Here is a 26,917-nt window from a genome sequence, read left to right as displayed (position 1 = left end):
CAGAGCTAAGAACATTTGTGGGGCAAGCTAAGAAGAATTTTTCATAAGGTATATGCGAAAAAAAACTTATGAGGTCTAAGGAATCCACGACATTGTTGCAAACAGGTGGCTCGATGAATCGTCTGGAATACGCGGTTTTTCGGGCTTCGGCGGAAGTTCCAGTTTTTTTGCAGCGAAGCAGACCGGGGAGGAAGGCGAAAGCGGTATTTGGCGACAATAAATTGGCATTTAAGAGTGGCCACTACCCGTAACCGCTATCGCGACAGTGTCACAAGGAATGTGATTTTCGACGTGAGGACGGCGCTCCAACAACCGTTAAACACCGGAGCGGCGCACGTTATACCCGACATGTCTTGATCTGCGAAAAGCCCATCGGCAGGGGAGGCGTGCGCACATGGCCAGATTAGTCGGCGTGGTCAGCAAGGTGATCGGGCAGGTATTCGCGGTGGATGACGACGGTCATCGACGCGTACTGGTGGAGGGCGACCGGCTGTACGCGGGCGAACAACTGGAAACCGGCAGCACTGGCGCGGTAGCGGTGCGCCTGCACAACGGCGCCGAACTCACGCTGGGGCGTGACAGCAGCCTTGAGATGACGCCCGAGCTGCTTGCCAATCGCGCGCCCCACCTGCATGCGCCTGATGCCGTCCCCAGCGAAGCGCAGCTCAGCGATGTGGAGCAACTGCAACGCGCCATTGCAGCCGGCAGTGACCCGACCCAGGATGCCGAGGCCACCGCCGCCGGCCCCAATCCTGGTGGCAATGGTGCGCTGGGCGGCGGACACAGCTTTGTGCTGCTGACCGAGGTGGCCGGGCGTGTCGACCCTAGCATTGGTTTTCCTACGGCGGGCTTCAACAATGTGCCGGAACTGGCCCGTGACTACCTGGGCGAGCGCAGCAACGACAGCAACCCGGGCACGTTTACCCCAACGCCGCCGGATCATCCGGTTACGCTGGTGGGACTGGATGTCGAGCCGGGTGAGCTGACCCTCGACGAAGCCAACTTGCCGCAAGGGTCGGTGAACGATCCGAGCCAGTTGACCCAACACGGAAGCTTCACCGTGGTGGCGCCGGACGGTGTGTTCAACCTCAGTGTCGGCGGCATCAATGTGGTCACCGCAGGCGTGGTCACCGGGGTTGGTCAGTCGATCACGACCGCGCTGGGTAACACATTGACGATCACCGGCTACAACCCTGGCACGGGCGTGGTGAGCTACAGTTACACGCTGACCGGTGCCGATCAGCATGCCGATGGGGCGGGCAACAACGTGCTGTCCGAGCATTTCCCGGTGCTGGTCAGCGACACTGACGGCGATGTGGCCAGCGGCTCGCTGGATGTGAACATCATCGACGACGTGCCCAAAGCGGTGGATGACCAAAACGCCACGCCTGCCACTGAACTGCACACCGAGCTGACCGGCAATGTGCTGGACAACGACACCCAGGGCGCCGACCGCGTGCCGGGCGGCATGGTCCAGGGCGGCGCCTTCACCGGCACCTACGGCACCTTGCTGTTGAACGCCGACGGCTCCTACACCTACACCCTCGACACCAGCGACCCGGACTTCAAGCAGTTGCTCGGCGGCGGTACGGGCGTGGAACACTTCACCTACACGATCAAGGACGCCGACGGCGATACCAGCACGGCCACCTTGACGCTCGACATCAAGAACCTCGACGACCCGGTCAAGCTCTGTGGCCTGGATGTCGAGGGCGGTGAAGTGACGGTGTACGAAAAACACCTGGGCGACGGCAGTGCACCGAACACCGGCGCGCTGACCCAAGGCGGCACCTTCACCGTCAGTGCCCCGGATGGCTTGCAGACCCTGACCGTGGGCGGCATTGCGGTAGTCAGCGGTGGGGTAGCGGCGGGCTTCCCGCAGTCGGTCACCACGCCTTTGGGCAACACTTTGACCATCACCCGCTACAACGCGGACACCGGGGTGGTCAGCTACACCTATCAACTGCTCGACAACGAAACCCACGCCAACGGCGACGGCACCAACAGCCTTTCAGAACACTTCACCGTCACCGCGACCGATGGGGACGGCAGCATCGCCAGCGGCTCGCTGGACGTGAACATCATCGACGACGTGCCCAAAGCGGTGGATGACCAAAACGCCACGCCTGCCACTGAACTGCACACCGAGCTGACCGGCAATGTGCTGGACAACGACACCCAGGGCGCCGACCGCGTGCCGGGCGGCATGGTCCAGGGCGGCAGCTTCACCGGCACCTACGGCACCCTGCTGCTGAACGCCGACGGCTCCTACACCTACACCCTCGACACCAGCGACCCGGACTTCAAGCAGTTGCTCGGCGGCGGTGCGGGCGTGGAACACTTCACCTACACGATCAAGGACGCCGACGGCGATACCAGTACGGCCACGCTTACCTTGGATATCAAGAACCTCGATGATCCGGTCAAGCTCTGTGGGCTAGATGTCGAAGGCGGGGAGATCAAGGTCTACGAGAAGAACCTCTGCGACGGCAGTGCGCCCAACCCTGCCGACCTGACTCAAGGCGGCACCTTCATCGTCAACGCGCCGGACGGCCTGAAAACCCTGGCCGTAGGGGGCATCATTCTGGTCAATGACGGCGTGGCAGCAGGCTTCCCGCAGTCGGTCACCACGCCTTTGGGCAACACTTTGACCATCACCGGCTACAACCCGGACACCGGGGTGGTCAGCTACACCTATCAACTGCTGGACAACGAAACCCACGCCAATGGCGACGGCACCAACAGCTTGGTGGAACACTTCACCGTCACCGCGACCGACCTCGACGGCAGCGCCGCCAGTGGCTCGTTGGATGTCAGCATTGTCGATGATGTACCCAAGGCGCATTGTGATTTCGCCGACGTCACCGAGGGCGGCAGCGTCAGCGGCAACGTGCTGGCCAACGATGTGATTGGCGCCGACGTGCGCGCAGATAGCCACTACGTGGTCGGTGTACGCGCGGGTGGCGACACCTCCACCTCGGCCATCGGCCATGTGGGCGAGCAGATCAATGGTGTGTACGGCTACCTGATCCTGGACGCTGACGGTAATGGCACTTATCACGCCAACGCCAACCAGCCCCTGCCACAGTGGGCCAGCGACACCTTCGTCTACACCATCCGCGATGCCGATGGCGACGAGAGCACCGCAACCATCACCATCAATGTGCAGGACTGCAAGCTGGTGGCCGGTGAGGATGACGTGACGGTGTATGAGAAAGCCCTGGACCTGTGCAAGACCGGCAACGACCTGGCGCCGGGCACGGTGGTGGGCAGCGATCCGCATTCCAGTGCCGAGACCGCTAGCGGTTCGGTGGCCGATGCCGTGAGCGGCGGGGTCGGTGCGCTGACCTTCAGCTTGGTGGGCAATGCCATGGGGCAGTACGGGCAGATCCTGCTCAACGCTGATGGTAGCTACACCTATACCCTGACCTCCGCGCCCAATTCGCCAACCCACGCTAACGACGGCGCGAACGTGGTCAGCGAAAGCTTCACCTACCAAGTGAAGGATTCGCTGGGCAATACCACCACCAGCACCATCGTCATCAACATTGTCGACGACGTGCCCCAGGCACATTGCGATTACGCCGATGTCAGCCAAGGCGGCACTGTCAGCGGTAATGTGCTGGCCAACGATGTGATTGGCGCCGATGTGCTCGCAGATGGCCAGTACGTGGTCGGTGTACGCGCAGGCCACGATACCTCCACCTCGGCCATCGGCCACGTGGGTGAGCAGATCACTGGCTTGTACGGTTACCTGACCCTCGATGCCCAGGGCAACGCCACTTACCATGCCAACGCCAACAGCGTGTTGCCGCCGTGGGCCTACGACAGCTTCGTCTACACCATCCGCGACGCCGATGGCGATGAAAGCACCACGGTCGTCCAGATCAATGTGCAGGACTGCAAGTTGGTGGCTGGCGTCGACAGTGACGTGACGGTGTATGAGAAAGCCCTGGACCTGTGCAAGACCGGCAACGACCTGGCGCCGGGCACGGTGGTGGGCAGCGATCCGCATTCCAGTGCCGAGACCGCTAGCGGTTCGGTGGCCGATGCCGTGAGCGGCGGGGTCGGTGCGCTGACCTTCAGCTTGGTGGGCAATGCCATGGGGCAGTACGGGCAGATCCTGCTCAACGCTGATGGTAGCTACACCTATACCCTGACCTCCGCGCCCAATTCGCCAACCCACGCTAACGACGGCGCGAACGTGGTCAGCGAAAGCTTCACCTACCAAGTGAAGGATTCGCTGGGCAATACCACCACCAGCACCATCGTCATCAACATTGTCGACGACGTGCCCCAGGCACATTGCGATTACGCCGATGTCAGCCAAGGCGGCAGTGTCAGCGGTAATGTGCTGGCCAACGATGTGATTGGCGCCGATGTGCGCGCAGATGGCCAGTACGTGGTCGGTGTACGCGCAGGTCACGATACCTCCACCTCGGCCATCGGCCACGTGGGTGAGCAGATCACTGGCTTGTACGGTTACCTGACCCTCGATGCCCAAGGCAACGCCACTTACCATGCCAACGCCAACAGCGTGTTGCCGCCGTGGGCCTACGACAGCTTCGTCTACACCATCCGCGACGCCGATGGCGATGAAAGCACCACGGTCGTCCAGATCAATGTGCAGGACTGCAAGTTGGTGGCTGGCGTCGACAGTGACGTGACGGTGTATGAGAAAGCCCTGGACCTGTGCAAGACCGGCAACGACCTGGCGCCGGGCACGGTGGTGGGCAGCGATCCGCATTCCAGTGCCGAGACCGCCAGCGGTTCGGTGGCCGATGCCGTGAGTGGCGGGGTCGGTGCGCTGACCTTCAGCTTGGTGGGCAATGCCATGGGGCAGTACGGGCAGATACTGCTCAACGCCGATGGTAGCTACACCTATACCCTGACCTCTGCGCCCAATTCGCCAACCCACGCCAACGACGGTGCGAACGTGGTCAGCGAAAGTTTCACCTACCAAGTGAAGGATTCGCTGGGCAATACCACCACCAGCACCATCGTCATCAACATCGTCGACGACGTGCCCCAGGCACATTGCGATTACGCTGATGTCAGCCAAGGCGGCAGCGTCAGCGGTAATGTGCTGGCCAACGATGTGATTGGCGCCGACGTGCGCGCCGACGGCCAGTACGTGGTCGGTGTACGCGCGGGTGGCGACACCTCCACCTCGGCCATCGGCCATGTGGGTGAGCAGATCACCGGGCAGTACGGTTATCTCGTCCTCGACGCCCAAGGCATGGGCACCTACCACGCCTATTCGAATCACCACTTGCCAGCGTGGGCCAGCGACACCTTTGTCTACACCATCCGCGATGCCGACGGTGACGAAAGCACCACGACCATCACCCTCAACGTCAAGGACGGCAAACCGGCAGACTGCGACGATCAGGGGCGTGGACCTGGCCAGCAAGCGCAAAGTCATCACGACGCCGGCGCAGCCAGTCAAGCCCAGGTGATTCGTTTCGATGCCCCGGAAAACAAGGCGGCGAACCAGTACCGCGACTTGGCGCGCAGCGAATTCACCGGCCTTGCGGGCAGCATGACCGCCGCGCTGGTGGTGGCGGGTTACCTGGGCGCAGTGGGCGGCGCCAATGCCGAGGACCGCTTCACTGTCAACCTGCACAAGGGCGAGACGCTGACCCTCGACCACGATCGCCCTGCCGGTAACCTGGTGCTGGCCTGGAAGGATGCTGGCGGCAGCTACCAGACCTTGGCCGATGGCGGCAGCTTCACGGCAAGCCATGACGGGCAGTACAGCATCCGCGTGACCAACATGGCCGACAGCGTGGGCGGCAGCAAGGCTGCGGAAAACTACAAACTGAACCTGGCGGTGGATTACAGCCAGGCTGGCAAGGGGCCTGAAGACACAGGACATGACGAGCATCGTGACGATGCCCAGGCCGGGTACGGGGGGCAGCGCCTGGCCGATGACGCGGTGAGGCATGGCGGCAGTCAGCCGCATCCGTCGGCAAGCGAGCACCCCGTTCACTCAGCAGACAACGCTGGAAGCGCCAAGACCGGGGCGGGCATGGAAAATCTGCTAGGCCCTGACCACGACGAGCTGTATGGTCAGGCCACTGAACAGACGTTCAAAGGCAGCGAGGGTAGCGATACGTTCGTTTGGCATAAGGGCGACAGTGGTCATGACACGGTCATCGACTTCACCCCGGGCAGCGATCATCTGGACCTGTCGCAGCTCTTGCAGGCTGAACAGGGCGGTGCAACCTCGTTGGACGAGTTGCTGAGCTTCAAGGTCAGTGGTACTGGGGCCAATGTGGTGTCGACCATCGAGGTCAGCCATGTTGGCGGTGGTGCGCACAGCCAGAGCATCGAACTGGCCGGAGTAGACCTTGCCCAGCACTATGGCGTCTCGGCCGGGGCGGGCGGGTTGATCGCCGCAGGGCATGACACCGCGACCATCATCAACGGCATGCTCAATGATCATTCGTTGAAGGTGGATACGGTGTAGCTGCCGTTGCCGGCGGCGTTTGCAGGTGAGGGCGCTGGGGGCAGATCAGCAGTGCCCGGCAGCTCAGCGCAGAGCAGGCTGTGATGCGTTCAGTGCGGTCGGCGCAGGGTTTTCTGCCGCAGGATGTACAGGCTGACCAGTACCGCGCTGGTCAGCATGAACACGCGTGCCCAGAACAGCGGCACCAAGTAGCAAGACAGGCTGATGCTCGCCCACATCAGGCCAATCGCGTACACCTTACCCTTGAGCGGAATGCCTTCACCGCTGAGGTAGTCGCGGATCCAAGGCCCGAGCTTCGGGTGGTGGACCAGCCAGGCATGAAAGCGCGGCGAGCTGCGGCCAAAGCAGGCCGCTGCCAGCAGCAAAAAGGGCGTGGTGGGCAGTACCGGCAGGAATATCCCCGCCACCCCCAGCGCGACGCTGAGCCAGCCGACGGCCAGCAGCAGGTAGCGCACCACCTCGATCAGTGGTGGCGAGGCTTGAGCAGAGCCGGTTTCTCTTCTGGAGCGTGCAGCAGCAGGAACAGTGCGCTGAGTGCCTCGGGGATTTGCACGATCATGTCGTCCTGCAGGTTGGCATTGCTGGCGATATCGGCGAACTCTGGTTGTTCGTCGAACAGGCCCGAGCCGACCATGATCGGCAGCAGCATTTCGCTGACTTCTTCTTCGGCGTTCTCGAACCAGGCCTCTTCACGCAGGAACACGCCTTCCATGAAGCCGATGCACCAGCCGCGCAGGTCGGAGTCGTCCGGCTCGTCGGTCAGGTCCAGCTCGCAAGGCAGGTCGAATTCTTCGTCGCTGGCCAGTTGGCGGGCGATGTGGCCCTTGAGCGCGATCAGAGTGGCTTCGATCTCGGTGCGCTGGGCGTCGCTGGCGTAGTGCGGTTCCTCGGCGAACAGCGCATCGATCCACTCACGCTCTGGCACTTCCTCCGAGCAGATCGACAGCGCGGTCAGGTAGCCGTGCGCGGCGACATAGTCCAGTGCTTCTTCGTGCAGTTCGTCGGCGTCGAGGAAGGCTTGCAGGCGGGTCAGTTGCTCGGCGAAGGACATTACAGGGCTACCTTGGGGGAATAAACGATAGTGAATTCTAGCACCTTGCGGCGCTGGCAGGGTAAAGGGAACGTCTGTCACCGGGGCATGCCGGGGCGTGGAGCACTCGGGTATACTGCGCGGCTTTTCATGCCGGGGGCGTTTTCGCCCACTTGGCAAAAACCGCTTACGCATTCGGTGCGCGTGCGGCGGGTTTATCGTCCAGCCTGTGTGCAGGTTGGTGCGGCGATTTTGGAGTGGCAAATGCTCGAACAGGCTCAGCGCGTTCTCAAGGATGTCTTCGGTTACGACAGTTTCCGGGGGCGTCAGGCCGCGATCATCGAATGCGTGGCCGGCGGTGGCGATGCCCTGGTGCTGATGCCCACTGGCGGCGGCAAGTCGCTGTGCTTCCAGGTGCCAGGGTTGTTGCGCCCGGGGTTGACGGTGGTGGTGTCGCCGCTGATCGCGCTGATGGACGACCAGGTGGCCACCCTGGATGAGCTGGGCGTGGCTGCTGCTGCGCTCAATTCCACGCTGAGCGCCGAGCAGCAGCGTGACCTGGCCGGGCGCCTGCGCCGTGGTGAGGTGAAGATGCTCTACCTGGCGCCTGAGCGCCTGGTGCAGCCGCGCATGCTGGACTTCCTGCGTGGCCTGGACATCGCCTTGTTCGCCATCGACGAAGCGCACTGCGTATCGCAATGGGGGCACGACTTCCGCCCCGAGTACCTGCAATTGGGCCAGCTCGCCGAACTGTTCCCGCATGTGCCGCGCATCGCCCTGACCGCCACCGCCGACATGCGCACCCGCGAGGAGATCGTCCAGCGCCTGCACCTGCAGGGCGCAGAGCGCTTCCTGTCGAGTTTCGACCGGCCGAACATCTTCTACCGCATCGTGCCCAAGGAGTCGCCGCGCAAACAACTGATGGCTTTCCTCGGCGAGCGCCGGGGCAATGCCGGAATCGTCTATTGCCTGTCGCGCAAGAAGGTCGATGAAACCGCCGCTTTCCTTTGCGAGCAGGGTTTTCCGGCGCTGCCCTATCACGCGGGCCTGGCCGCCGAGACCCGTGCGGCCAACCAGCACCGCTTTCTCAACGAGGAAGGGCTGATCATGGTCGCTACCATCGCCTTCGGCATGGGCATCGACAAGCCCAACGTGCGCTTCGTGGCCCACCTCGACCTGCCTAAGTCGCTCGAGGCCTACTACCAGGAAACCGGTCGCGCCGGGCGTGACGGCCTCCCCTCGGATGCCTGGATGGCCTATGGGTTGCAGGACATGGTGATGCTCAAGCAGATGCTGCAGAACTCCGAAGGCGACGAGCGCCACAAGCGTATCGAACAGCACAAGCTCGACGCCATGCTGGCCCTGTGTGAAGAAACCCGCTGCCGCCGCCAGTCGCTGCTGGCTTACTTCGACGAGGTGCTGGAGCAGCCCTGCGGGCATTGCGACAATTGCGTCGACCAGGTGCAGACCTGGGACGCCACCGAGCCCGCACGCCAGGCGCTGTCGGCGGTATTCCGCACGGGCCAGCGCTATGGCGTGGGCCATCTGGTGGACGTGTTGCTGGGCAAGGACACTGAAAAAGTGCGCAACTTCGGCCACGAGAAACTCTCGGTGTTCGGCGTCGGCAAAGCTCTGGCAGAGGCCGAGTGGCGCTCGTTGTTCCGCCAACTGGTGGCGCGCGGCCTGGTGGATATCGACCTGGAAGGCTATGGCGGCCTGCGCCTGTCCGACAGTTGCCGGCCATTGCTGCGCGGCGAGGTGAACCTGCAACTGCGCCGCGACCTCAAGCCACAGACCGTGGCCAAGTCTTCCGGCAGCAGTGGCGCCAGCCCGGCCAGCCAATTGGTACGCGCCGAGGAGCGCGAACTGTGGGAGGCCCTGCGGACCCTGCGGCGCAAGCTGGCCGAGGAGCACAGCGTACCGCCGTATGTCATCTTCCCCGACTCCACGCTGCTGGAAATGCTGCGCAGCATGCCCACCAGTCTCAGCGACATGGCCCAGGTCAGCGGCGTCGGTGCGCGCAAGCTGGAGCGCTATGGCCAGGCGTTCCTCGAAGTGCTCAACGGCGCCGGAGGCACCGAGGAGGCGCCGAAGGTGGTGCTCGACCTGCGCCACGAACTGGTCAGCCTGGCTCGTGCCGGTATGACCCCGGCGCAGATCGCCGGTCAGTTGAACTGCAGCGAGAAGAATGTCTACAGCCTGCTGGCCGAGGCCATCGGCCGCCAGGAGCTGAGCCTGGAGCAAGCTCTGGACTTGCCCGAAGAGCTGATGATGGAGGTGCAGGACGCCTTCCTCGACGGCGAGGGCGAGTTGCCGCCGGTGTCAGCCATTGCGCCGCTGTTTGGTGCGCGGGTACCTGAGGGTGTGCTGTATTGCATCCGTGCGGCCTTGGCGGCGGAGTTCGAGCTTTGATCGAGGGCATTTGCGCTATTGACTGACCTTGGTCATATCCGTTGACGGCTAACGGTCTTGCCTGATCGGGGCGAGCATGATTAGCTGACTAACAATTAGTTTTATTCATCGAGTTACTTATGCCCCTGACCGACAACCAACACCGCTTTGGCATGCAGCTGGCCCAGATGTCCCGGGGTTGGCGAGCCGAATTGGACCGCCGCCTGGCCGGGCTCAACCTGTCCCAGGCCCGCTGGCTGGTGCTGTTGCACCTGGCGCGCTTCGACGAGGCGCCCACGCAGCGCGAATTGGCCCAGAGCGTCGGTGTCGAGGGCCCAACGCTGGCCCGTTTGCTCGACAGCCTGGAAAGCCAGGGCCTGGTCCGTCGCCAGGCGGTGATGGAGGATCGTCGGGCCAAGAAGATCCTGCTGTGCCCGCCGGCCACACCGTTGATCGAGCAGATCGAGACGATTGCCAATGCCCTGCGGCTTGAGCTGTTCACCGGCGTCGACGAGGCTGACCTTGAGACGTGTATGCGCGTGCATGCGAAGATCCTCGGCAATCTCGAAAAATCCTGACATGTCCGACAGAAAGCCATACATCGTCATTACTTATTGCACCCAATGCCAATGGCTGCTGCGCGCCGCCTGGCTAGCCCAGGAACTGCTCAGCACCTTCGCTGACGATCTTGGCCAAGTGGCCCTGGAGCCTGGCACTGGCGGGGTGTTTCGGATCACTTGTGACGGCGTGCAGTTGTGGGAGCGCAAGGCCGATGGTGGTTTTCCCGAAGCCAAGGTGCTCAAGCAACGGGTGCGCGACCAGATCGATCCGCAGCGCGACCTTGGCCACAACGACCGCTGATTAAGTGTCCTCGGTGAGCGTACTCTGGCGTGGCGGCTGCTCGGCCGCCAGGCGACTGGACAGCACGATGGCGAAGATGATCAGCGCTCCGCCTGCGAGCATGCGCAAGGTCGGGGTTTCGGCGAATATTGCCCACGCCACGGCGATGCCGTAGACCGGCTCCATGCCGAACACCACGGCGGCGGTGCGTGCCTTGATCACGGCCAGCGCGGCGACGAACAGGCTGTGCGCAATGCCGGTGCAGAAGATGCCCAGCAGCGCGATCCACAGCCAGTCCAGCGGTGCTACCGCACCCAGACCGGGGGCTGCGAACGGCAACAGGCACAGGCCGACCACGAAGTTTTGGCAGAGCGCCGCCTGGGCGGCCGGCAGGCGCCCAGAACCGGCACGGTTGGTCAGCGACAGCAACGAGAACAGCAAACCTGAGAGCAACGCCCAGAGCAGCCCGCCAGTGGCTTTGCTGGCAAGGTCGAACTCAGGCGTCACCAGTACCAGGCCGATACTCACCAACACTACCAACAGGGCCTCGTTACGGCGGATGCGTTCGCGGAACAGCAGCCCTTCGAGGATCACCGTGAATGCCGGGAAGCTGGCGAAGCCCAGCGTGGCGATGGCTACACCACCTACCTTTACGGCGATGAAGAAACTTACCCAGTGTCCAGCCAGCAACACCCCGCCCAGCAACAGGCGGTGCAGGTCGGGCCTGCTCAATGTCTGCCAGGCCTGGCGCGTGAAGCCTGCGAACAGGCCCAGGGCGAGCACGGCGAAGACGGCGCGGCCAAAGACGATGATCGAGGGGCTGGCGCTGTTGGCCAGTTTGCCGAAGACGCCGGTTAGGCCGAAGAACAGCGCGCCGATGTGCAGGGCGCCGAGGGCGGTGCGGTGGTTCATGGGAGTCCTTTTGCAGGCGATGTTGATGCAACTGGCCAAGTCTAACGCTCAGGGCAAACGCCTGCTGTCGCCAGCCTTGCGTCAGTTGTCGCCAGACTCGCGCCGCAGTCTCAGTGGTGAGCAACCGAACGCCCGCAAGACTGCCGCCGAGAACGCGCTCTGCGACGCGTAACCCACCTGTGCTGCGATCTCGCCCACCGGCAAACGGGTTTCGTGCAGCAAGCGCCGGGCCTTCGACAGGCGGCGTTGACGGATGTAGTCCATTGGCGTCATCGCACATTCCTGGATGAAGCGTGCATGCAGGCGCGCGCTGGACAGGCCGGCCAGGCGGGCCAGGTCGGCTACCTGCAACGGGTGGGCGGCGTGCTGCTCGATATGCGCGTCGAAGGCGGTGTAGGGCAGGCGAGTGCTGGGTTTGATCTGGGCGGTGGCCTGCGGGTTGAGGCTGGCCAGCAGCAGTGCCGCGCCTTGGCGGGCGATCAGTGGGTCGTCCACCGGGCTTGCGGCGAGCCAGTCCACCAATTGCTGCTGGCGGTTGTCCAGGCCGAGGGCGGCGGGGTGGTCGAGCAGGCGGCGGCTGGCGTCGGCGTGGGCGCCTAGTTGGTCGCTGAGCCAATGGTCGCTTGGGATGTCCAGGACGAGGCAGTGGCTGCCGGTGGCGCTGGCGCAGGTGTGGTGGGCTCCGGCGGGGACTACGATCAGGCTTTGGCGGTCTATTCGGGCGCCTTGGCCTTGTACCTCGAAGTCCAGGCGGCCGTGGAGGCCGAACACCAGTTGTGGGTGGTCGTGGCTGTGGGCGATCAGGTCGTTGTGGTAGTGGCGTAAGGTGAGGAGGGGGCCGGTGGTCATCGGGGGATCCTTCTTCGCAGGGAGCAAGTGTACGCCCTGGTCTGGATTTGGCGCGGGTTTCGTGTTGGTTTGCTTGGTTACTGGTTTGTTTTTATAGATTTATGCGCATTCATTAGTGATGTCGACTTTGAGTCAACTTTCCGCCTTTACGGCGGGTCCCTTTTTGAAGCATCAAAAAGGAACCAAAAAATGCTCGCTCCATTCATTCGGCCCCTGCGCTTCGCTCCGGGGTTCCCTCGCTGCGGTGACTTGCGGGCCCGCGCGGCCTCCGACTTGCTACGCAAGTCTACATCTCGCGCCTTCGGCTGCGCCGAAGGGTGCTGCGCACCTTGGGCCCTCCAGCCACCTCCGCTCGGCCTACTGAAGTCGCGAAGTTACGGGTGGCGCCTGTACTTGCGCAGCTAACCGCTAGTTGCAGTTGTGGGGCCTCGGGATTACAGGACTGCGCCCAGCCTGAACCCAGCTCTGTACCTGTAGGAGATTACCCAGCCCTTTGGGCTGCGCTGTCGCGCAGAGAACTGATTTCGCAAGCGCGCCGCGTACCCTGTGGGAGCGGCGGTTCGGCGCCCCGACTTGCCCGCTCCCACAGATTCCTTCTAAATCAACAAGTTATGTGTAGTTCTATGAGGGCGGGCTCGCCCCGCGAACACCGGCGTAGCCGGTGCCATCCACTGCGAAATACATTCATCACTTCAAACAAATAATTCTGCTGCTCTTGCTCTTGCTCTTGCTCGGTGCTCTTGCTTCTAAGCGCGCAATAGCCCAGGCGCCGCCAATTGCGACTTCAGGAGGCCGAGTGTAGGCGTCTGTAGGGCCAGGTGCGCAGCACCCTTCGGCGTAGCCGAAGGCGCGAGATGTAGACTTGCGTAGCAAGTCGTAGGCCGCGCGGGCCCGAAAGGCGCCGGAGCGAGGGAACCCCTGCGCGCAGCGCAGGGGCCGGATGATGGAGCGAGCGGTTTTTGCCTACTTTTGCCCAAGAGCAAAAGTAGGTCGCCGTAAGGGCGAAAAGGTGACTAAAAGTCGACATCCAAAATGAATGTGCATACATCTCCAAAAACAAACCTCCTGATCCCGGAACCCGAACCCCCTCAGCTCAGATAGTCACAACCCCGCCACGAATCTGTCATCAACCCCTGCCAGTCTCCAGCAAACAGCGCCGGAGCCCCCCCATGACCCAAGCCGAACTCCCCCGCCCCTCACGCAAGCAGCGTGTCCGAACCCTGTGGATCTCCGACGTGCACCTCGGGACCCGGGACTGCCAGGCCGAACACCTCTCGCACTTCCTCAAGGGCTACCAGGCCGACCGTATCTACCTCGTCGGCGACATCATCGACGGTTGGAAGCTACGCAGCGGCATCTACTGGCCACAGGCCCACACCAACGTCATCCGCCGCCTGCTGACCCTAAGCAAGCGCGGCACTGAGGTGATCTACGTCACCGGCAACCACGACGAGTTCCTGCGCCGCTATTCCAAGCTCATCCTGGGCAATATCCAGCTGGTCGACGAGGCCGAGCACCTCACCGCCGATGGCCGGCGCCTGCTGGTGATCCACGGGGATCAGTTCGACGTGATCACCCGCTACCACCGCTGGCTGGCGTTTCTGGGCGATCGCGCCTACGAATTCACCCTGGTGCTCAACCGCTGGCTCAACCATTGGCGCGCCCGCTATGGCTACGGCTACTGGTCGCTCTCGGCGTACCTCAAGCACAAGGTCAAAGGTGCGGTGAACTTCATCAGCGACTTCGAAGATGCCATCGCCCACGAATGCACCAAGCGTGGTTTCCATGGCGTGGTGTGCGGGCATATCCATCACGCCGAGATCCGCCAGGTGGGCGAGGTCGAGTACCTCAATTGCGGCGATTGGGTCGAGTCGTGTACAGCGTTGATCGAGCATTGGGACGGGCAAATCGAGCTGTACCGCTTCGCTGATGCCCAGGCACGGGAGGCCGCGCAGCGTCTTGCAGAGCTTGGCGAACCGGCCTGAAGCGGTAATGATCTGATCGCAGGGCACGCTCGCATCTACGGCGCAGCGCCTGCCCTGCCGGCATTTTCAGAGGGCGATACGCCCCAGCAAGATGTCGCGGAACATGGCGAAATCGCCGATCAGGCTGTACCACGGGTGGCTGAAGGTGGCCGGGCGATTCTTCTCGAAAAAGAAATGTCCGACCCAGGCAAAGCCGTAGCCTGCCAACGGTACGACCAGCAGCAGCAACCAATTGCCACTGCCAAGGGTGTAGGCGAGCAGGGCAATTGCCAGGCTGGTCCCGACAAAATGCAGGCGTCTGCAGGTGGGATTATTGTGCTCGCCCAAATAGTACGGGTAGAACTCGGCAAAACTGCGGAACTGCGCTGTGCGGGTCATGGCGGTGCTTTCCGGGTCTGCGTGTCTGGAGGCAAGATACACGGCATGGAGCCTGAATCGAGTCTAGAGTGACTGAAAACGCCGACCAGTGACAATAAGCGCCAATTGAGTATCCTTTGGATTCATCGTTGGAGCGGTTAGCACAAGAAGCCTGTCATGAGTGAAAGAACCACGTCAGCCAGCTGGGCATCAGGGATCGTGAAGGCGCTAGAGCTGGAGGGGCTCGATTGCCAAGGTATGTTCAGGCAATTGGGGCTCGATTTCGCCGCCCTCGACGACCCCGACGCACGCTTTCCGCAGGACGCCATGACCCGTCTGTGGCAACTGGCGGTGGAGTTGTCCGGTAACGAGGCCATCGGCCTGAACATGGCTCGGGTGGTGCGTCCGGCCTCTTTCCACGTCGTCGGCTACGCGCTGATGTCCAGTCGCACCCTCGCCGAAGGTTTCGAACGCCTGGTGCGCTACCAGCGCATCATCGCCGAAAGCTCCGACCTGAGTTTTCGCTTGGGCCCGGAAGGTTATTCGCTGGTGTTGACCGTGCACGGCGACCACCTGCCGCCCACCCGTCACAGTGCTGAAGCGTCGCTGGCCTGCGCACTGTCGCTGTGTACCTGGCTCAGTGGTCGACCAATACAGCCTCGGCGCGTGCTGATTCAAGGGCCTCAGCCGAAGAATGTCGAACCCTACAAAGTGGCGTTCCACTCACCGCTGGTGTTCGATGCACCGCATGATGCGCTGGTGTTCGAGCGTGCAGACATGGAAGCGCCGCTACCTACCGCCAATGAAGCCATGGCTGTGCTGCACGACCGTTTTGCCGGCGAGTACCTGGCGCGGTTTTCCGAGAGTCGCGTGACTCATCGTGTGCGCCAGGTGCTTTGCCGTATCCTGCCTCAGGGCGAGCCCAAGCGCGAAAGCGTGGCCCAAGCCCTGCATCTGTCCCAGCGTACCTTGCAGCGGCGCCTGCAAGACGAGGGCACCAGCTTCCAGACCCTGCTCGACGACACCCGTCGGGAACTGGCTGAGCAGTATCTCGCCCAGCCTTCGACCACCTTGCTGGAAACCGCTTACCTGCTGGGCTTCGCTGACCCGAGCAACTTCTACCGGGCGTTCCGTCGCTGGTTCGATGTCACCCCCAGCGAGTACCGTGCGCGCCTGGCAGTCAGTGACGCCAAAACGCCGGCATGCACAATACCAGCACCGTGATGATCTCCAGGCGGCCCAGCAGCATGCCGCCAGCCAGAATCCACTTGGCCGCATCCGGTAGCGAAGCGAAGTTGCCGGCCGGGCCGATCACCTCGCCCAGCCCAGGGCCCACGCCGGAGACGGTGCTGGCCGCGCCGGTCAGCGCCGTCATCCAGTCTAGGCCGAGCAGCGACAGCAACAGGGCGATGATGCAGATGGTAATGGCGAAGAAGAACGAGAAGGTCAGGATCGAACGTACGATCTCTTCGTCGAGGCGGTGACCGTTGTACTTCTGCTTGATCACCGCGCGTGGGTGGATCAGTTGGTTAAGGCTCGCCTTGAGCAGGATGTAGGCCACCTGGAAGCGGAAGATCTTGATACCGCCGGCGGTGGACCCCGAGCACCCGCCAATGAACCCCAGGTAGAAGAACAGCATCAGCGAGAAGTTGCCCCACAGGCTGTAGTCGCCCAGGGCGAAGCCGGTGGTGGTCACGACCGAGGTGACGTTCAACGCGACGTGACGTAGGGCGTCGAGCCAGTGCAGGTTGGTGGTTGCCCAGTACCAAGTGCCGAGTACGATCCAGGTGGCCACCAGCAGCCCGAGAAAGCCCTGCACCTGCTGGTCGCGAAGCATGGCCTTGCGGTTGCCGCGCAGGGTCGCCACGTACAGTGTGAACGGCACACTGCCCATGATCATCACCACGACCGCGACCCAGTGCACGGCGGGGATGTCCCATTTGGCCAGCGACAGGTCGGAGGTGGAGAAACCCCCAGTGGAGATCGCCGACATGGCATGGTTTATCGCAGCGAACGGGCTCATCCCGGCCCACCAGAACGCCAGGCTGCCCAGCACGGTGATGCCGACGTATACCGCGACGATGTACTTGGCGACCATGTGCGAGCGCGGCATGACTTTCTCTGAGCGGTCGGACGACTCGGTCTGGAACAGCCGCATCCCACCGATGCGCAGCAGCGGCAGGATCGCCACCGCCATACCGATGAAGCCGATGCCGCCCAGCCAGTGCAGCATCGAGCGCCACATCAGGATACCCGGCGACATGCTGTCCAGTCCGCTGAGCACGGTCGAGCCGGTTGCGGTGATGCCGGACATGCTCTCGAAGAACGCGTCGGTGTAGCTGATGTGTTGGGTCAGCAGGAACGGCAAGGCGGCGAAGACGCAGACCACCACCCAACTGCTGACAGTCAGCAGGTACATGTCGCGTGGGCGCAGGTGCACGTGTTCGGGGCGTCCCTGGACCACCAGGCCTAGGCCTGCGACGAAGGTGATCATGCTCGACCAGAGGAACGACGGCATGTCGCCGGTGCGTTCGAAGACCACCAGGGTCGCCATGGGCACCACCATGCTCACCGCCAGGGTGATCAGGAAGATGCCGATGATGAAACCAATGATCCTTAAGGTCGGCAACGCCATGTGATCTGCTCTGACTGGCTATGAAAGGGGCGCCATTTTAAGCCGCAAGTTGCAAGCTGCAAGCTTCAAGTACGAACAAGGCGGTATCACGGCTGCTTTTTCTTGCGGCTTGCAGCTTGAAGCTTGCAGCTTGAGAATGGCGGCACTTTCAATCTGCCAGGAGGGTAGCCGATGGAGGCTCTCGACGCATTGCTCAACCGTGTTTCCGTGCCACGCCTGACCGAACCTGCGCCCAACGCCGCCCAGCGCGAGGCGTTGTTCCAGGCTGCGCTGCGTGCGCCGGATCACGGTCAGCTGCGCCCGTGGCGTTTCATTACCATCGAAGGCCAAGGCCGCGACAAGCTCGGTGAGCTGTTCGCCAGTGCCTTGCAGGCCAAGGGCGATGCCAGCCAGGCCGCGCTGGACAAGGCTCGCGCCATGCCGCTGCGGGCGCCCTTGTTGATCGTGGTGGTGGCGCGTTTGCAGGAACACTTCAAGGTGCCTAAGTCCGAGCAGCGCCTGGCCGCCGGTTGCGCCGCCCATGGCATCCTGATCGCCGCCCATGCCCAGGGCATCGGTGCGGTGTGGCGCACCGGCGACATGGCGTTCGATGCGCATGTGCACCAGGGCTTGGGGCTTGACGCCAATGAAGAGTTGATCGGCTACCTGTACGTCGGCACACCGGCCGCCGAGCCGCGCACGGCGCCAGTGCTGGCAACCGAGGATTACGTCAGCGCCTGGGGTGAGTAAACCGCTCCTGCGCCTGGGGGCGTTTATCCCCGGGCGCTGACGGGCTGGGGCAATTCCAGCGTTGCCACGAATCCACCCTGCGGGTGATTCGCCAGGCTCAGACTACCGCCATGGCGTTCGACTGCCTTGCGTGCGATCGCCAGCCCCAGCCCATGCCCCGGTGCTTGCTGTCCGGGTGCACGATAGAACGGCTCACCCAGCTGTGCCAGGTGCTCTGCTGGGGCGCCTGGGCCATGGTCGCGTACGCTCAGCACGATGCGTGTTTGCTCGTTTTTGGCACAGATCTCGATGGGTTGTCCGACCGGGTTGAAGCGCAGCGCGTTGCGCACCAGGTTGTCCACCGCCCGTTCGATCAGCGTTGGCCAGCCCAGCAGTGTCAGGCCTGGTTGTGCCTCCAGGCGTAGCTCCTGCTCTGGCGCGCTGAGTTGCGCATCCTTACGGACGCTGCCCAGCAGTGCGTTGAGGTCCACCGGCTCGGCGTGGGCCTGTTCGGCATCGACCCGCGCCAGTTCGAGGATTTCACTGATCAGCGCCTCCAGGCGATCGCACTCGCGGGTCAGGCGTGGCCACAGCACCTGGCGTTGTTCGGGCTCCGCCCGTTCGGCCAGGGCCAGGGCGATGCGCAGGCGTGCCAGTGGCGAGCGCAGCTCATGCGATACGTCGCGCAGTAGCTGGCGTTGGCTGCCGATCAGGCTTTGCAGGCGGGCGCCCATCTTGTTGAAGTCATTGGCCAGCACGCCGAACTCGTCACGGCGTACCGCCAGTCTTGCGAGGCTGTTCTGCTGGTAGCTGGTCTGTCCCAGGTCGTGTACTGCGCTACGCAGGCGGCTAAGGGGGCGGGTGATCGACAGCGTCACCAGCAAGCTGAACAAGGTCAGTACCACCAGGGCGATGCCCAGGGCGCTGATCGGCCAGATCAGGCTATCCCGGTGCCATTCCTCCAGCGCTGGATGCGGGATGCGGTAGATCAGTAGGTAAGTCTGGCCGGTGGTGGGGCTGGTGTACTCCTCGGTCAGCCGGCGCCAGGGCAGGCGGCGCTCGTCATTGTTCTGGCGCGCCTCGAAGGCGGCGGCGCGGCGCGGGAAAGTACCCGGCACAACCGCATCACCGCTGTCGTCTAGCACCTGCACGTCGATCTTGTAGCGCTCTTTACGTCGCTCCAGAAAGCGTTGCGAGGCATCCAGGCCCTCTTGCTCGTAATGCTGCGCCCAGCGGCTGGCCAAGGTGTTCAGCCCCGGATGACGACTGAGAATCCAAGTGTCCTGGTTGAGCATGTGGCCAAGCAGGATCGACAAGCCGGCGACCAGGGCGATAGCCAACCAGAAGCTGGCCAGGATGCGCCAGAACAGTGAACGCAAGACGAGCACCTCCGTGGAATGACAAAAGCCCGGCCCGCGAACAAGCGGGCCGGGCGTGGGGCTCACAGCTTACTGGGCCTTGCTGGCTTTTTCAGCTTTCCAGGCCTGGAACTCTTGCCACTCGGCCTTGCGTGCGGCGCGTTCCTTTTGCAGCTCGTCGAACTGCTTCTGCTGATCGGGCTTGAGCAGTGCGCGCACTTGGCTGTCGGTCTTGTCGTGGCTGGCCTTGAGCTCAGCCTGCATGGCTTTCTGCTCAGCGGCTGGGAGCTTGTCCAGGTAGCGTTCGGTGATGTCGCGGCGTTGCTTCATTTGCTCGCCCATCAGCTTGCCGATCTGCTGGCGTTGCTCGCGGCTCAGGTCCAACTGGGCGAACGGCGCGTCACCCCGGTGATGCGGGCCTTCGTGACGTGGGCCGCCTTCAGGCATGGCCATGGCCACGGTTGGCAGGGCGGCGGCGAACATCAGGGCGATAAGGGTCTTGCGCATGGTGTCTCTCCTGTCATGGGCCGGTGTTTACCGGATGAGCCCAGTCTAGGGAGATCAAGGTCAAGGGCGGTCAGGTGAGGGTAAAGGCTGGGTAAAGAGGAGCTAGCTTCAAGCTGCAAGCTGCAAGAAAGGGTGGGCCAGCATGCGATCTGCTCTTTCTTGTCGCTTGCAGCTTAAAGCTTGTGGCTGCCTTCAGAGGCTGTAGTAGTAGCCGCGGCTGCGCAGGGCGACGATGCGTGGGCGCCCGTCAGGGTGCGGGCCGATCTTCTTGCGCAGGTTGCTTACGTGCATGTCCAGGCTGCGATCGTACAGCGTGAGTTTTCGGCCCAGGCCAATCTGCGCCAGCTCCTGCTTGTCCAGCGGCTCGCCAGGCTGGCGCAGCAGCGCTTCGAGGATGCGGCTTTCGGAGAGCGTGAGAGTCATTTCGCGCTCGTCGATGCTCACCACCCCGCGCACCGGGCTGAAGGCCAGGTCGCCTATCTCGACCTGCGTGGCTGGTGCAGTGGGGTGGCTGCGGCGTAGCACCGCGCGCAGGCGGGCGGTCAGCTCGCGCGGGTCGCACGGCTTGGCCAGGTAATCGTCTGCGCCCAGTTCCAGACCCAGGATGCGGTCCAGCGGCTCGCCACGGGCCGACAGCATCAGCACCGGCAGCTCGGCGTGCTCGCTGCGCAATTGCTTGAGCAGTTCCAGGCCACTGCCGTCGGGCAGCATCACGTCCAGTACCACTGCCGCCGGAGCCTGGGCGGCCAAGGCCTGGCGCGCGCTCTGGCCATCGTGGCAGGCGCGAACGGCAAACCCTTCCTGGGTCAGCCAGCTGCCGAGCAGCTCGCAGAGTTCCTGGTCATCGTCAATCAGTAACAGCTCGCTCATGTCTCACTCAATTCAACCATTGACGGCGTCTTCTGTGTCCGCCGCTGGCTAAGATACCGCAGACGACCGATAACAGTGCAACGCCCGAGCCAATCAGGAACCATTGTTGCTGATCGGTCAGTAGGCGTTGCGAGGGGGTGGCGCTGGCTTGCAGCTCCTTTATGGACAGCTTGAGGCGTTGATTGTCCTGGCGCAGGCGGGCGAGTTGGGCGCTCTCGCGTTCGCTGACCTGGCTTTGCAACTGCTGTGCGAGCAGGTCGCGTTGTTTCTCGCTGTCTTCCAGGCGTTGCTGCAATTCGGTGATCCGTGCCCCGGCTTCCAGCGACAGCGGCTGTTCGGCCTTGGCCAGGGGGGAGAGCAGCAACAGGCAAAGCAGGATTGGACCTTGGCGCATTGGAACTCCTGATTGGAATCGGTTCAGGAGGTTGTCGGCCGTTACGCCGATTATCTGAATGGTCCTGACACAGAGTCGTCCCGTTCGCGGGTAAACCGGCTTCCAGTGGCATCGATGAACCTGTGGGAGCGGCTTTCCCCGCGAGCGGGGCAACTCGGTCTAGCGGTTTACGGCAGCACTTGCTTGAAAGGCTTGACCACCACCTTGTCGTACACGCCCGCTGCGATGTAAGGGTCGGCATCGGCCCAGGCTTGCGCTGCGGTTAGCGAGTCGAATTCGGCGACGATCAGGCTGCCGCTGAAACCGGCCTCGCCTGGGTCGTTGCTGTCGATGGCTGGATGCGGGCCGGCCAGGACCACGCGGCCTTCTGCCTTGAGCTGCTGCAGGCGCTCGATGTGCGCAGGGCGCGCGGCCAGGCGTTTTTCCAGGGAATTGGCGACGTCGCTGGCGATGATAGCGTAGAGCATGTCAGTCCTTGGGTTTGGAAGTGGACGGGTCGGTGTCGTGCAGGTGACGCGAAAGATACAAGCCTTGGGCCACCAGGAAGAGCACGGTCATGCCCAGGCTGCCGAACACCTTGAAGTCGACCCAGAAGTCCTGGAAGGTGAACGCGACGAACAGGTTTGCGGCGCCGCAGACCAGGAAGAACGCGATCCACGCGACGTTCAGGCGGTTCCAGATGGCATCGGGCAGGGTCAGCGCGTGGCCCATGATGCGCTTGATCAGCACCCGGTCGCCGATGAAGTGACTGCCGGCGAAGGCCAGGGCGAACAGCCAATTGACCACCGGTGCTTTCCACTTGAGGAAGGTTTCGCTGTGGAACGCCAGGGTCAGGCCACCGAACACCAGGCATGCCACCAGGGTGAGCAATTGACCTTTTTCCAGCTTGCCATGACGCAGGAACAGCGCGCCGTAGACCACTACCGAACTGGCGATCAGCATTGCCGTGGCGCTGTAGATGCCGCCGAACTCGAACGTGTGGCCAGCCAATTCGACCGTGCGTGGGTCCAGTTTGTAGACGATGAAGAACAGCAGCAGCGGGATGAAATCGATGAATTGTTTCACAATGGCAGCCAGAAGCGGGATGTGACGGCATAATAACAAACATCGATTCTTGCGAAAGCGCTTCACCATGAATGTTGATCTGCACTGTCACAGCACGGCCTCCGATGGCGCCCTGTCGCCCACGGCACTGGTCGCCCGGGCCCATGAGCATGGGGTGCAAACGCTCTCGCTCACCGATCACGACACCCTCGAAGGCCTGCCTGAAGCGCGCCAGGCCTGCACCGAGCTTGGCATGCGTTGGGTCAGCGGGGTGGAGCTGTCGTGCACCTGGGGGGGCGCCACCATCCACGTGCTGGGTTACGATTTTGCCCTCGATGCAGCGCCGTTGCTCGAGGCCATCGAGAGCCTGCATCGTGGCCGCTGGCTGCGCGCCGAGGAAATCGACCGCAAGCTCGCGGCAAAGGGCATGCCGGGCGCGCTGGAGGGCGCACGTGCAGTGCAGCAGGAACTGGGCGACAGCGGCAACGCCCCGGCCCGCCCGCATTTTGCCGAGTTCCTGGTGCGTGCAGGTTTCGTCAAGGACCGTGGCGAGGCGTTTCGCAAATGGCTGGGCGCTGGCAAGCTGGGAGACGTCAAGCTGCATTGGCCGACGCTCGAAGAAACTGTCGGGACGCTGCGCGAGTCCAACGCATGGGTGAGTCTTGCGCATCCGATGCACTACGAGCTAACCCGCAGCAAGCGCAGACGGCTGATTGCCGACTATATTCAGGCAGGTGGGCAGGCACTGGAAGTGGTCAACGGGATGATGCCGCCCGAGCAAGTGGGGACGATGTCGATCCTCACCCGTGAGTTCGGCCTGCTGGCAAGTGCTGGCAGCGATTTCCACGGCCCCGGCACCTGGGGCGAGATCGGTGCCTATCGGCCATTGCCCGAGGACCTGCCACCCCTGTGGCACCGATTCCGACATGAACAGCCTATGGCGGTATGAACAGGAAGACTCCGTGAGCCAATTTTTCCAGATCCACCCGGAAAACCCGCAGCCGCGCCTGATTCGTCAGGCCGTAGAGATCATCCGCAAGGGCGGGGTGGTGGTGTATCCGACCGATTCGGCCTATGCCTTGGGTTGCCAGATCGGCAACAAGGCTGCCATCGAACGTGTCAGGCGCTTGCGTGGCCTGGACAAGACCCACAATTTCACCCTGATGTGTTGCGACATGTCACAGCTGGGGCTGTACGCCAAGGTCGACACCGGCACGTTCCGTCTGCTCAAGGCCCACGTACCCGGCCCCTACACGTTCATTCTCAATGGCACCCGCGAGGTGCCGCGTTTGTTGCTGCATGAGAAGCGCCGCACCATCGGCCTGCGTGTGCCGGATCACGCCATTACCCTGGCGTTGCTGGCCGAGCTGGGTGAGCCGCTGATGAGCGTGAGCCTGATCCTGCCCGGCGACCATGAGCCAATGGTCGACCCCTACGAGATCCGCGAGCGCCTGGAGCACCACGTCGACCTGGTGATCGACGGCGGTTTCGGCGACCTGAAGGCTTCCACCATCATCGACCTGTCGGGCGATGAGCCCGAACTGATCCGCGAGGGCTGCGGAGACCCGAGCCCATTCATGGCCAACGTGTGAGCTTGGAAAACGCGCCCCAGGCGCAGGTCCCCGAGGCCCAGACGCCGTTCCAGATGCAACTGGCGCTGGTGTATGGCGAGGCGCTCACCGAAATGCCGGTGGACCTGTACATTCCGCCAGATGCCCTGGAGGTCTTTCTCGAAGCCTTCGAAGGGCCTTTGGACCTGCTGCTGTACCTGATCCGCAAGCAGAACGTCGATATCCTCGACATTCCGGTGGCCGAGATCACGCGCCAGTACATGAGCTACGTCGAGTTGATGAAAAGCGTGCGTCTGGAGCTGGCCGCCGAGTATCTGGTCATGGCCGCGATGCTGGCTGAGATCAAGTCGCGCATGCTGCTGCCGCGCTCGGCCGATGTCGAGGAAGAGGAGGGCGACCCGCGCGCCGAGCTGATCCGTCGCCTGCAGGAGTACGAACGCTTCAAGGCCGCCGCCGAAGGTATTGACGGGTTGCCGCGAGTGGGGCGCGATGTCCTTGTGCCACGCCTGGATGCGCCTCAGGCCAAGGCCCGCAAGCTGCTGCCCGAGGTGGCCCTGGAAGAAATCCTGCTGTCCATGGCCGAAGTCATGCGGCGCAACGATCTGTTCGAGAGTCACCAGGTTACCCGCGAAGTGTTGTCGACCCGCGAACGCATGAGCGACGTGCTCGAGCGCCTCAAGGGCGGCGGCTTCGTGCCGTTCGTTGAGCTGTTCAGCGCCGAGGAAGGCAAGCTTGGTGTGGTGGTCACCTTCATGGCGATTCTGGAGTTGGTGAAGGAATCGCTGATCGAACTGGTGCAGAATGAGCCCTTCGCCCCGATCCACGTCCGCGCCCGGACAGAGTGACCTGACGACCGATGAACCTGAATGAACCTCGCGAACTTGCCTCATTGATCGAGGCCTTTCTGCTTGCCTCGGGCAAGCCGCAATCGCTTGAACGCCTGTATGAGTTGTTCGAAGAGGCTGAGCGCCCGGCACCTGCGATCTTCAAGAAAGCCCTCGAGGTGCTTGCCAAGTCGTGCAATGGTCGGGCCTTCGAGCTCAAGGAGGTCGCCAGCGGCTATCGCCTGCAGATCCGCGAAAGCTATGCCCCCTGGGTGGGCCGGTTGTGGGAGGAGCGCCCGCAGCGCTACTCGCGTGCACTGCTCGAAACCCTGGCGCTGATTGCCTACCGTCAGCCGATCACGCGTGGCGAAATCGAGGATGTGCGCGGTGTGGCTGTCAACAGCAATATCATCAAGACGCTGATCGAGCGCGAGTGGATCCGTATCGTCGGCTACCGTGAGGTGCCCGGCCGCCCGGCGATGTTCGCCACCACCCGGGCGTTTCTCGACCATTTCAATCTCAAAAGTCTCGACGCGTTGCCAGCGCTGGCCGAATTGCGCGAACTGGAGCCTGAGCCGGAACCTGCGTTCGACCCGGACGATGCGCCCGTCCCGGCGTACCTGCAGGCCCTGGCCGATGCCAGTCTGGCGGAGGAAGAGGCGCCAGACGAGGCGAAGGCACAAACCAGCTTCCGCTCGCTGCTGGTGGAACTCGATGCCATGGAAGAGGGATTGAAGATCGATTTCGATGATTTGCGCGATGAAGCGCATGAGGATTCGGCGCAAGAAGACGGCAAGCTGTAATCCTGATTGCCTTTTAATGCCGCCTGCACCGCTAGTGAGGTGAGCGCCTCACCTGTGGGAGCGGGTTTACCGGAGTGCCGGACCACCGCGAAAGGGCCGGCACCGGCAACGGATAACCGTCAGGCAGAAAATCCTCTTGGGGTGCATAAAACCCTCTACCCTCCAGATGCGTTAATTGCTCAAACCGCGTATAGTGCGCGCCCGCTTTCACTACTACACCGGGAGGTGCCCAGATGAGTGACAAAGACCTGCAAGACCAACAACCCACCCCTCCGTCCGGCGAAAAACTGCAAAAGGTACTGGCGCGCATCGGCGTCGGTTCGCGTCGTGACGTCGAGGCCTGGATCAGCCAGGGCCGTATCAAGGTCAACGGCGTCGAGGCGACCTTGGGCCTGCGCGTCGACCTGCACGACGCCATTACCGTCGACGGCAAGCTGATCAAGCGCGTCGAGGCCGCTGAGGCGACCCGCCGGGTGATCATGTACAACAAGCCCGACGGCGAAATCTGCACCCGTGACGACCCTGAAGGCCGTCCGACCGTGTTCGATCGCCTGCCGCGCCCGAAAGAGGGGCGCTGGATCAACATCGGCCGCCTCGACATCAACACCACCGGCCTGCTGCTGTTCACCACCGACGGCGAGTTGGCCAACCGCCTGATGCACCCGTCCTACGAGATGGACCGCGAGTACGCGGTGCGTGTGCGGGGTGAGGTCGACGACGATATGCTTGAGCGCCTCAAGGCTGGTGTGATGCTCGAAGATGGTCCTGCCAAGTTCACCGATATCCAGAAAGCGCCGGGCGGCGAAGGCTTCAACCACTGGTTCCATTGTGTGGTTATGGAAGGTCGCAACCGCGAAGTTCGTCGCCTCTGGGAATCCCAGGGCGTGGTGGTGAGCCGTCTGAAGCGTGTGCGTTTTGGTCCGGTGTTCCTCAATTCCGACCTGCCCATGGGGCGCTGGCGCGAAATGAGCCAGAACGAAATCGACATCCTCTCCGCCGAGGTCGGTTTGCAGCCGGTAGCGCTGCCAGAGATGAACCTCAAGGCCAAGGACCGTCTGGAGCGCATGCAGCGCAAATCGACCCGTCCATTGGGCCGTGGCGAGCGCGTGCGTACCCTGCGTCCGGCCCAGGAGGGCGGCGCCGAACGTCCGGCCCGCGCACCACGCGAAGAGGCCGCACCACGCAAAGGTAGCCGTGGCAGTACGGTGGCTGAGCGTCCGAGCGAGATGCGCAAGCGTCCAGCGCGTGCGGAGGGCGACAAGCCGACTGGCCGTGGTCGCGGCAAGCCGCGCGGCTGATTCAGCCCGGTAGCGAAACAGCCAGCCTTCGGGCTGGCTTTTTTGTGGGTGCTGCAAATGCCCAAGCCA

At 63.0% G+C, this 26,917-nt stretch carries 24 protein-coding genes; 12 read left to right on the top strand and 12 right to left on the bottom strand.

Annotated features, from left to right (window positions below; all coding sequences use genetic code 11):
* Positions 1-394 precede the first annotated feature (394 nt).
* Positions 395-6,472 carry a retention module-containing protein gene (locus FEM01_RS05500; protein ID WP_138218286.1) on the top strand — a complete coding sequence of 2,026 codons (6,078 nt, stop codon included), beginning with the start codon at positions 395-397 and terminating at the stop codon, positions 6,470-6,472.
* A gap of 89 nt (positions 6,473-6,561) precedes the next feature.
* Here FEM01_RS05500 and FEM01_RS05495 read toward each other — a convergent pair whose 3' ends face one another.
* Both FEM01_RS05495 and FEM01_RS05490 read right to left on the bottom strand, forming a co-directional pair.
* Positions 6,562-6,927, bottom strand: coding sequence for a YbaN family protein (locus FEM01_RS05495; protein WP_138218285.1), 366 nt, complete (start codon positions 6,925-6,927; stop codon positions 6,562-6,564).
* A gap of 8 nt (positions 6,928-6,935) precedes the next feature.
* Entirely contained in the window at positions 6,936-7,523 is a 588-nt protein-coding gene (locus FEM01_RS05490) for a YecA family protein (RefSeq protein WP_138218284.1), read from the bottom strand.
* A 243-nt stretch (positions 7,524-7,766) separates the two neighbouring features.
* Between FEM01_RS05490 and recQ the strand changes: the two genes are divergently transcribed.
* The 3 genes from recQ to FEM01_RS05475 all read left to right on the top strand — a co-directional run bounded on the left by recQ (position 7,767) and on the right by FEM01_RS05475 (position 10,754).
* The gene (recQ, locus tag FEM01_RS05485) at positions 7,767-9,914 is read left to right on the top strand and encodes a DNA helicase RecQ (protein WP_138218283.1); all 2,148 of its coding nucleotides are present in this window, start codon (positions 7,767-7,769) and stop codon (positions 9,912-9,914) included.
* Positions 9,915-10,033: 119 nt separating this feature from the next.
* Positions 10,034-10,471, top strand: coding sequence for a MarR family transcriptional regulator (locus FEM01_RS05480; RefSeq protein WP_138218282.1), 438 nt, complete (start codon positions 10,034-10,036; stop codon positions 10,469-10,471).
* A 1-nt stretch (position 10,472) separates the two neighbouring features.
* Positions 10,473-10,754 (top strand): SelT/SelW/SelH family protein, encoded by a 282-nt coding sequence (locus tag FEM01_RS05475; protein WP_138218281.1) that lies wholly within the window; start codon positions 10,473-10,475, stop codon positions 10,752-10,754.
* Here FEM01_RS05475 and FEM01_RS05470 read toward each other — a convergent pair whose 3' ends face one another.
* Both FEM01_RS05470 and FEM01_RS05465 read right to left on the bottom strand, forming a co-directional pair.
* On the bottom strand, positions 10,755-11,645 hold the full coding sequence (locus FEM01_RS05470; protein WP_138218280.1) for a DMT family transporter: 891 nt from the start codon (positions 11,643-11,645) through the stop codon (positions 10,755-10,757).
* 81 nt (positions 11,646-11,726) lie between these two features.
* Positions 11,727-12,494, bottom strand: coding sequence for an AraC family transcriptional regulator (locus FEM01_RS05465; protein WP_138218279.1), 768 nt, complete (start codon positions 12,492-12,494; stop codon positions 11,727-11,729).
* Positions 12,495-13,663: 1,169 nt separating this feature from the next.
* Here FEM01_RS05465 and FEM01_RS05460 point away from each other — a divergent pair.
* Entirely contained in the window at positions 13,664-14,479 is an 816-nt protein-coding gene (locus FEM01_RS05460) for a UDP-2,3-diacylglucosamine diphosphatase (RefSeq protein WP_138218278.1), read from the top strand.
* Between the two features lie 66 nt (positions 14,480-14,545).
* Here the strand turns inward: FEM01_RS05460 and FEM01_RS05455 are convergent, their stop codons facing one another.
* Entirely contained in the window at positions 14,546-14,857 is a 312-nt protein-coding gene (locus tag FEM01_RS05455) for a DUF962 domain-containing protein (RefSeq protein WP_138218277.1), read from the bottom strand.
* A gap of 156 nt (positions 14,858-15,013) precedes the next feature.
* Here FEM01_RS05455 and FEM01_RS05450 point away from each other — a divergent pair, with 156 nt between their 5' ends.
* Entirely contained in the window at positions 15,014-16,060 is a 1,047-nt protein-coding gene (locus tag FEM01_RS05450; RefSeq protein WP_138218276.1) for an AraC family transcriptional regulator, read from the top strand.
* Here the strand turns inward: FEM01_RS05450 and FEM01_RS05445 are convergent.
* Positions 16,017-17,471, bottom strand: a complete 1,455-nt coding sequence (locus tag FEM01_RS05445) for a TrkH family potassium uptake protein (protein ID WP_138218275.1) — start codon at positions 17,469-17,471, stop codon at positions 16,017-16,019. The genes FEM01_RS05450 and FEM01_RS05445 overlap by 44 nt on opposite strands.
* A gap of 171 nt (positions 17,472-17,642) precedes the next feature.
* Here FEM01_RS05445 and FEM01_RS05440 point away from each other — a divergent pair, with 171 nt between their 5' ends.
* Complete coding sequence (locus FEM01_RS05440; protein WP_138218274.1) at positions 17,643-18,200, top strand: NAD(P)H nitroreductase; 558 nt, start codon at positions 17,643-17,645, stop codon at positions 18,198-18,200.
* Positions 18,201-18,223: 23 nt separating this feature from the next.
* Here FEM01_RS05440 and FEM01_RS05435 read toward each other — a convergent pair whose 3' ends face one another.
* The 6 genes from FEM01_RS05435 to FEM01_RS05410 form a co-directional block, all read right to left on the bottom strand.
* Positions 18,224-19,558 carry a sensor histidine kinase gene (locus tag FEM01_RS05435; RefSeq protein WP_138218273.1) on the bottom strand — a complete coding sequence of 445 codons (1,335 nt, stop codon included), beginning with the start codon at positions 19,556-19,558 and terminating at the stop codon, positions 18,224-18,226.
* 69 nt (positions 19,559-19,627) lie between these two features.
* Positions 19,628-20,044: a Spy/CpxP family protein refolding chaperone gene (locus tag FEM01_RS05430; RefSeq protein WP_138218272.1), complete on the bottom strand. Its 417-nt coding sequence runs from the start codon at positions 20,042-20,044 to the stop codon at positions 19,628-19,630.
* Positions 20,045-20,236: 192 nt separating this feature from the next.
* Positions 20,237-20,914 (bottom strand): response regulator transcription factor, encoded by a 678-nt coding sequence (locus tag FEM01_RS05425; RefSeq protein ID WP_138218271.1) that lies wholly within the window; start codon positions 20,912-20,914, stop codon positions 20,237-20,239.
* A gap of 7 nt (positions 20,915-20,921) precedes the next feature.
* Entirely contained in the window at positions 20,922-21,308 is a 387-nt protein-coding gene (locus FEM01_RS05420; protein ID WP_138218270.1) for a translation initiation factor 2, read from the bottom strand.
* A gap of 167 nt (positions 21,309-21,475) precedes the next feature.
* Positions 21,476-21,775 carry a YciI family protein gene (locus FEM01_RS05415; RefSeq protein ID WP_138218269.1) on the bottom strand — a complete coding sequence of 100 codons (300 nt, stop codon included), beginning with the start codon at positions 21,773-21,775 and terminating at the stop codon, positions 21,476-21,478.
* 1 nt (position 21,776) lies between these two features.
* A complete protein-coding gene (locus FEM01_RS05410) occupies positions 21,777-22,373 on the bottom strand; it encodes a septation protein A (protein WP_138218268.1) in 597 nt (198 codons plus the stop codon).
* Positions 22,374-22,440: 67 nt separating this feature from the next.
* Between FEM01_RS05410 and FEM01_RS05405 the strand changes: the two genes are divergently transcribed.
* The 5 genes from FEM01_RS05405 (at position 22,441) to rluB (ending at position 26,848) form a co-directional block, all read left to right on the top strand.
* Positions 22,441-23,301 (top strand): PHP domain-containing protein, encoded by an 861-nt coding sequence (locus tag FEM01_RS05405; protein ID WP_138218267.1) that lies wholly within the window; start codon positions 22,441-22,443, stop codon positions 23,299-23,301.
* Between the two features lie 13 nt (positions 23,302-23,314).
* Positions 23,315-23,944 (top strand): L-threonylcarbamoyladenylate synthase, encoded by a 630-nt coding sequence (locus tag FEM01_RS05400; protein ID WP_138218266.1) that lies wholly within the window; start codon positions 23,315-23,317, stop codon positions 23,942-23,944.
* 125 nt (positions 23,945-24,069) lie between these two features.
* Complete coding sequence (locus tag FEM01_RS05395) at positions 24,070-24,768, top strand: segregation and condensation protein A (protein ID WP_171030923.1); 699 nt, start codon at positions 24,070-24,072, stop codon at positions 24,766-24,768.
* An 11-nt stretch (positions 24,769-24,779) separates the two neighbouring features.
* The gene (gene scpB, locus FEM01_RS05390; protein ID WP_138218265.1) at positions 24,780-25,550 is read left to right on the top strand and encodes an SMC-Scp complex subunit ScpB; all 771 of its coding nucleotides are present in this window, start codon (positions 24,780-24,782) and stop codon (positions 25,548-25,550) included.
* Between the two features lie 233 nt (positions 25,551-25,783).
* Positions 25,784-26,848 (top strand): 23S rRNA pseudouridine(2605) synthase RluB, encoded by a 1,065-nt coding sequence (gene rluB, locus FEM01_RS05385; RefSeq protein WP_138218264.1) that lies wholly within the window; start codon positions 25,784-25,786, stop codon positions 26,846-26,848.
* Positions 26,849-26,917 lie beyond the last annotated feature (69 nt).

It is taken from the genome of Pseudomonas mosselii, from assembly GCF_005796105.1.
Taxonomy (GTDB): Bacteria; Pseudomonadota; Gammaproteobacteria; order Pseudomonadales; family Pseudomonadaceae; genus Aquipseudomonas; species Aquipseudomonas mosselii_C.
This window is presented reverse-complemented; position numbering and strand designations above follow the sequence as displayed.